Below are 6712 nucleotides of genomic sequence, written 5' to 3'. Positions count from 1 at the left end.
CCCTGCAACTCTTCAACATAGCCGCGGGTGCTTTCCATCTTGCGCCTGCCGAGAACTCAGCCCACAGCGGTCTCTAGCGCAGCTTCGTATTGCCCCAGGCAAGCCATGCCATTCATCCGTGAGCGCTGCAGTAGCGTCCGTTGCGCTCGTGCCGCGTTAGCGGCCTCGCCGTGCCAGKCCAGCAGGGGCGGCTCCTGCAAGGCGCGCCCGTAGGAGAAGGCCAGCCGCCAGGGCAGCGGGGCAAGCCGGTTCATGGCATCGAGATTGGCGGTGGCCTCAGTGGGCGTTTGGCCGCCGGACAGGAAGAAGAYGCCCGGCACCGCCGCCGGCACTGTGCGCTTGAGCACCYGCACAGTCTCCACGGCAACCTCAGCCGGCGCGGCGTGCCTGGTCTCCTTGCCGGGGAGYACCATGCTGGGCTTCAGCAGCATGTGTTCGAGCACCACCGCATGCCGGTGCAAGGCGTGAAAGACTTCGTGCAGCACGGCCTCGGTGACYTCGGCGCAACGCGCCATGGAGTGCGCGCCATCCATCARCACCTCGGGTTCGACGATGGGCACCACGCCCGTCTCCTGGCAGATCGCKGCATAGCAYGCCAGCGCCTCCGCATTGGCCTGGATGGCGCGCCAGCCAGGCAGYTTGTCGGAYACGTTGTACACCGCGCGCCACTTGGCAAAGCGCGCGCCCTGCTGGCGATAACCGGCAAGGCGCTTGGCCAGTCCGTCGAGGCCCTCGGTGATCTCGTCGCCGGGAGCGTGGGCGAGCGCGAGCTTGCCCTTATCCACCTTGATGCCGGGCACGATGCCATGGCGCGCGGCCAGTTCTGGCAGCGGCGTGCCATCGTCGGCGCGCTGGCCCAGCGTTTCCTCGTGCAGGATCACGCCGCTGATGAATTCACCAAGACCTGGTGTCGACAGGAGCAGGTTGCGCCACGACCGGCGATTTTCCTCGCTTGATTCCACACCGATGCGCTCGAACCGYTTGGCGATCGTCGGCCCGCTTTCGTCGGCGGCCAGCAGGCCTTTGCCCGCTTGAACCAGAGCGTCCACAGTGGCTTGCAGTTCGCTTCGTGTGTCCATGATGTTGCTCCGCGCAGGTGACATGAGAACAAGCATTAGCTCGCAAATGCAATTGTGCAAGCGAGCCCGGGGCCCGTGGCCGGTGCTTTGGTGGCCGCCCGGCGTATCATTTTGCAGCGAAAGCACGATCACCCCATTTAGGGAGGCGAGCGATCCGGGCGCGGCGCCGCCGGGAAGGCGTGGCTCGCCCTCTTTGTTTAAATTTTAATCAAATCGGTTGACGCCGTCGGCACTCGGCCCCCGCGCGGCTTGTCCACAGGCTTATCCCGTGGCGCAGTGGACAAATCCTCGCCCCCCTATTCTCTTCAGGCCGGCCCCGGCTTGAACTTGGTGCGCGCCACCGGCGCCCGGCGCCAGGCGGCGCGACGCGGTGGCTTCGGCTTGGGCACGCTCGGCGCGCCGCAGCGCCGCGTCCAGTTCGGCCTGCAGCGCTCCTTGTGCCGCCTGCCCTTGTCCGAGCGCCTGCTGTGCCTGCGCCAGTTGCTCGCCGAGCGCGTCGCGCTCGGCCTGCAAGCGTGCCCGCACTTCGGCACCGGCCACGGCGGCGGCTTGCGCCCTCGCCTGCACGGCCGCCAGTTCGGTGCGCAGGTCTGCCACCGCCTGCTCACGGCCCCTGACCAAGATAAGCCCTTATGCTCTGCAGAGCATAAGGGCTTATCTTGGTCGCAGGCCTGGCCCAGACATGGAATGCATCCGGACGGCGGCTTTACGTCAGACTGCGGCCGTCGATGGCGGGGGCCGTACGGCGCAAAGGGGCGGCGGACGTTCACATGCCATTCACTCTCCTCGCGTCATCGGCCATTTGTGCCGCTAGCCGCAATTGCATGCCACCTTGCGGGCCAGCCAAGACTCGCGATTAAGCTACCGTTCTTCAGTTATTTCTGTCTTGACAGAAATAACTGAAGAACCTAGGCTTCAAGCCATGGAACTCACACCCGTCTCCGAACGCTTCATCCTGCACTGGGGGGAAATGGGCACCCGTTGGGGCGTGAACCGGACTGTCGCGCAAATCCACGCCTTGCTCTACTTGCTTGGTCGCCCGGTCACTGCAGATAACATTGCCGAGACGCTCGGCGTTGCGCGCTCGAACGTCAGCAACAGCCTGAAGGAACTTCAGTCTTGGAAGCTGGCGCGCGTTGTCCACATCATGGGCGACCGCCGCGACCACTTTGAAACGTCCACCGATATCTGGGAACTCTTCCGCCTGATCGTGGAAGGCCGCCGCCAGCGCGAGCTCGACCCAACGCTGGCCACGCTGCGGGATAGCCTTGCAAGCCCGGAACTCAGCGAAGAAGACCCGGAAGTGCAAAAGCGCATCCGCAACACCCTGACGTTCCTTGAAACGGTCACCACTTGGTCCGACGAGATGCTGCGCATGAAGCCCGATACGCTGATGAAGACATTGGGTCTTGGAGCGAAGGTGAGCCGAACGGTGAGGCGCCTCAAACAGTAGTCTGCAGGGACGGTGCACGGGCGAAATGCTCGCTGGCCCGTGATTTCTGTCTACGTGGAAATTTCAGAATGAAAAAGACCGGATGACGGCATGCCCTTGACAGCAGTCAGTTCGGATCCTCGGCCTCATTGACAAGAAAGCAGCGGCGCCATGAACGCCTATCTGGCCGTCAAGGCTCTTCATATCATTTCTTCCGTTGTGCTGACTGGCACTGGATTCGGAACCGCGTTCTATTTCTTCTTCGCGAACCGGACGCGATCTGTCCCGGTAATTGCCGCGGTTTCCCGGCTTGTGGTGCGTGCCGATTTCTGGTTCACTGCGCCGGCCGCAGTCTTTCAACCGTTGTCCGGGCTCTGGCTTGCGCAGGCGGCTGGATGGGGGTGGGAGACACCGTGGCTGATCGGATCAGTGGTGCTGTTCTTGCTCGCAGGTGTCTGCTGGCTGCCGGTCGTAAAGCTTCAGCTTCATATGGCCGACATGGCTGCCCGAGCCCAGGCCGCCGGCCAGACTACATTGCCGCCGCGCTACTGGCGTTGCGCGCGGCTGTGGGAATGGCTTGGATATCCGGCCTTCGGCTCGATGATTGCAGTGTACTTCCTGATGGTGACCAAGCCCACATTGGCGGGGCTATGAACAGCACCGCCAAGATCATCCCGGCGCTTGCGGTAAGGATCAAGCAGACAGGGGAGCAGAAATGAGGATCGTGGTAGTTGGCGGCACAGGCAATTTTGGGGCGCGAATCTGCCGGAGCCTCGCGGCGGACGCCCAGCATGAGATCATCGCCACGGGACGCAGCGAGAGTTCAAGGGGCACGCCGCCATGCACGCTGGGGGTGCGCACCGCCACGCTAGATATCCTCTCGCCCAATTTCCGGACGGACTTTGCTAAGCTGCGACCAGAGTTGGTCRTCCATTGCGCCGGGCCATTCCAGGGTCAAGACTACCGCGTCGCTGAGGCCGCATGCGCGCTCGGTGCACACTACGTAGACCTTTCCGATGGCCGCGATTTCGTAGCCGGCTTCGCAAAGCATCTGGACATCCGAGCACGCAGCGCCGGAATCTGCGCCGTCAGCGGGGCAAGCAGCGTTCCCGCGCTATCCAGCGCCGTCGTGGACAAGCTTTCCGCAGGCTTCTCCCGGATGGATTGCATCAGCGTGGCGATTGCACCGGGCCAGCAGGCGCCCAGGGGCGTAGCCACGCTCAAGGCTGTATTTAGCTATGCCGGCGCACCTATCCCGAGGTGGGAAGACGGTTCATGGCGGGAGGCATATGGCTGGCAGGATCTGCGCACCATGATGTTCCCCGGCCTGGGTACGCGCCTGGCCGCCGCTTGCGATGTCCCTGACCTCGCGCTATTTCCACAGCGCTACCCATCCGTGCGGACCGTAGAGTTTCATGCAGCACTCGAACTGCGGATCCAGCATGCGGTGCTCTGGCTTGCAGGCGCGCTACGCCGGCACGGTCTGGCCGTTCCCCTTGCGCGCGGCGCGCGACTGCTCGACCGCATGTCAACGATGCTGCTGGACCGGTTCGGCAGCGAGAACGGGGGCATGCGGGTCAGTGTAAGCGGCGTGCGTCCGGATGGGACACCGGGGCAGTCGATATGGCACCTGACCGCACCACACAAGAACGGGCCCGAGGTGCCCTGCATGTCGGCATTGCTGGTCACGCGCAAGATGCTTGCTGGGCCGCCGCCCTTTCTTGGCGCCCGCGCTTGCATGGGGTTGCTCGACCTGGCGGAATTCGAGCCGCTGTTCCGGCAGTGGGGTATCAGCACATCTGTCGAGGAGCAATGACGATGGCCAGACGACGCCTAATCCTGACCATGCCCGGCTCAGCCGTCGACGCCTTCGAGGTATTCCACAACCACGAAAAGCGCCTTCTCTGGGATACCCTGCTCTCATCGGCCCATGTTGAGGGAGGTGGTACATATCCTTATGTCGGAGCGATTACCGCCAACACTGGACGCGGCTGGATGCGTAGCCTCGCGATGCGTACGCAGTTTGTGAGCTACCGCCCACCGGAAATTGCCGCCGCGGCAAGTGTCCGTCCCTCGGGGCTGATTGAGTTCTGGGCGGCGTCGATGCGCCACCGGGATATTGCGGCAGGCCAGTCAGAGTTGATCTATACGTTCAGCATCAAATTGCGGCCATCCCTGCGCATCTTTGACCCGCTGGCGGCATGGGTCTTCGAGCGTGAATCCCAACGGCGGTTTGCGGCGATGGCGGACTATCTGCGCCGGATAGCCCATGAAGCAACAATTGACTTATCCGCGGCAAATGACTGATCACGAGCGGGCGTACGTCCGAATGGACCGACAAGCGGCAGACATTTCAGCGTGAACAAGAGATAGCCACGGCCTGGCGGTGGTCAGCCGCCCGAGACCGGCCATGAAACGCCGTTGCCCCCGCGATTCCTCGGTCGTTCGAACTTCGGCCCCCGACAAGCTGACGGACTCTCAATTGGCCAGCGATGCATATCGCATCGTTGGCGGTTGCGGGCGGTCGAGGCGGCGCAGCACGCGCCTGACAGCCAGCGAAACTTGACGGCCAAGTGCGCCTGCGTAGTGCCCCGACGACAACTCGCCCTTTCCACCGGGAGCCGTAGGGGCGAGTTGTTCCACGGCCGCAGTGGGCCGACTGGCTGATCTGCCACGAGCCGGAGGCAGGCGCATGTTCCCGCGCCTAAACAACGAAGCGGCCCGGACAAATCGCCCCGTTGCCGTGCCCTGCTCAGGACAGGCACTCCCCGCTGGCGAGTGCATCGCTGCGCGCACCGTCGGTGAAGCCATCGCGCGAGCTGATGCGGCCGCCATCGGTGTAAGGATCAGGCTTGCGCATGCCGTCCTGGTACGGATCAAAGCCACGGACCGCGCACACGGACCGGCCCTGCTGTGCGACCACGGGCAACATGGTGGCCTCGGTGGTCAGGCGGTGCGCGCCATCGGTAAAAGCGTCGCGCTGGCCGGTATGTCCCGGCGCGGCAACGATCAGCGCATCAGCATATGCACCGGCGTGGGCGGTCTGGCTGAGCCCGGCGGCAAGTGCGGCAGCGGCAAGCAGGGTCTTGGCAAGAGTCTTATGCATTGCTATCTCCAACAGGGGGGTCGGCGGCGTTGCCGCGACGGCCCTCCTCGTGCAGGCGATCAGCTACGGAACGGCACTGCCCGCACGGGATCGCCTCTGCCGTGCAAGCCATTGCCAGGTGCGGACGGGCTGCCACCCCATCGTGGCAGCGGCGTCGCGCCGGACTTCTGGACCAGGGCGCAACGGCTACCCGCGCCCCATGTCGTAAGCGTGTTGCGTCCGGCGGGCCTGATGTTCTGATTCACGCGGAACAGGTTTGCCGGGTCGTACTTGCGCTTGATCTCCGCCAGTTGCGCATAGTTGTCGCGATCGAAAATGTGGCTTGAGCGCGGTGGCGACGGTTTCACTCTGAGCACCTTCCATGGTTGCCTCCTGTCCGGTTGGTATGCAGGAGTTGTATCAACCTCGGCGTTTGGAAAGTGTTAGGCGCGCCGTTATATGCACCAGTCTCTGAAGCGGCGGACCCGGAGCGGCTCAACCAGGACTAACGCCCCAGTAACGCGCACGCCCGGACGATGTCGGGCTGGTCAAAGCCTTCGATGAATCGCGCAAGCGACGCCTCGACCTCCTTATGCGGATTTGTGCGCCCCTGCGAAGTTCGCAGCGTTGTCCATGACGGGGGTACGCAGTTCACGCGGAGCGCGCGTTGGGCTGTGGCGATTTCGGTGCATGGCGCCCATGAGCCTGCGGTCCACTTTCCCCTTCGAATGACCGCTTGAGATTAGACGCAGTCGTAGAGGCTGCCCCAGGCCGAAGGGCAACTCTTGCCGACTGACACTGGCGTGGCGGATCTCGGGGTCGATCAGGCACTTGCCGGCCATAAGCAGTCATCAAGCCAGGGACTCGAAGATTGCTGCCGCGTCCAACAAGGCGGCGCGACTCAAGGCCACCTGCGGTTCGTCTATCTCGGCCCTGCCCAGGGCACGCACCGCTTCCCTGAAGCTACGCAAACCTACGCATAGCCTCAGGCGCGCGGGAATCACTCCCGGGCGGCGATGCGACGCCGGACTTGTCACAGCAACGCCCGAGGACGCGTGACAAGATTTAAGCGGCTACAAGTGCCTAATAGATATCTTTGTGGTCTTTACCTTGGCA

At 63.6% G+C, this 6712-nt stretch carries 7 protein-coding genes and 1 pseudogene; 4 read left to right on the top strand and 4 right to left on the bottom strand.

Annotated features, from left to right (window positions below; translation table 11 throughout):
- Window positions 1-56 precede the first annotated feature (56 nt).
- Both AC1DO7_RS38095 and AC1DO7_RS38090 read right to left on the bottom strand, forming a co-directional pair.
- On the bottom strand, window positions 57-1079 hold the full coding sequence (locus tag AC1DO7_RS38095) for a class I fructose-bisphosphate aldolase (RefSeq protein WP_441623542.1): 1023 nt from the start codon (window positions 1077-1079) through the stop codon (window positions 57-59).
- A gap of 261 nt (window positions 1080-1340) precedes the next feature.
- A complete protein-coding gene (locus AC1DO7_RS38090; protein WP_441650264.1) occupies window positions 1341-1700 on the bottom strand; it encodes a hypothetical protein in 360 nt (119 codons plus the stop codon).
- 301 nt (window positions 1701-2001) lie between these two features.
- Here AC1DO7_RS38090 and AC1DO7_RS38085 point away from each other — a divergent pair, with 301 nt between their 5' ends.
- From AC1DO7_RS38085 to AC1DO7_RS38070, 4 genes are all read left to right on the top strand, one after another.
- Window positions 2002-2532 (top strand): GbsR/MarR family transcriptional regulator, encoded by a 531-nt coding sequence (locus AC1DO7_RS38085; RefSeq protein ID WP_441623544.1) that lies wholly within the window; start codon window positions 2002-2004, stop codon window positions 2530-2532.
- 150 nt (window positions 2533-2682) lie between these two features.
- Complete coding sequence (locus AC1DO7_RS38080; RefSeq protein ID WP_441623546.1) at window positions 2683-3165, top strand: DUF2269 family protein; 483 nt, start codon at window positions 2683-2685, stop codon at window positions 3163-3165.
- A gap of 61 nt (window positions 3166-3226) precedes the next feature.
- Entirely contained in the window at window positions 3227-4327 is a 1101-nt protein-coding gene (locus AC1DO7_RS38075; RefSeq protein ID WP_477117340.1) for a saccharopine dehydrogenase family protein, read from the top strand.
- Window positions 4328-4329: 2 nt separating this feature from the next.
- A complete protein-coding gene (locus AC1DO7_RS38070; protein WP_441623550.1) occupies window positions 4330-4818 on the top strand; it encodes a hypothetical protein in 489 nt (162 codons plus the stop codon).
- Window positions 4819-5263: 445 nt separating this feature from the next.
- On the opposite strand, the gene AC1DO7_RS38065 is transcribed toward AC1DO7_RS38070, so the two are convergent.
- Window positions 5264-5617, bottom strand: a complete 354-nt coding sequence (locus AC1DO7_RS38065) for a hypothetical protein (protein ID WP_441623552.1) — start codon at window positions 5615-5617, stop codon at window positions 5264-5266.
- A gap of 221 nt (window positions 5618-5838) precedes the next feature.
- Window positions 5839-5925 (bottom strand): annotated as a pseudogene (locus AC1DO7_RS38060) (BBE domain-containing protein); the annotation flags it as partial.
- Between the last annotated feature and the right edge of the window lie 787 nt (window positions 5926-6712).

It is taken from the genome of Cupriavidus sp. 05N40 (genome assembly GCF_056397305.1).
Note: the sequence above shows the minus strand (reverse complement) of the source record. Positions and strands in the feature narration are given on the sequence as shown.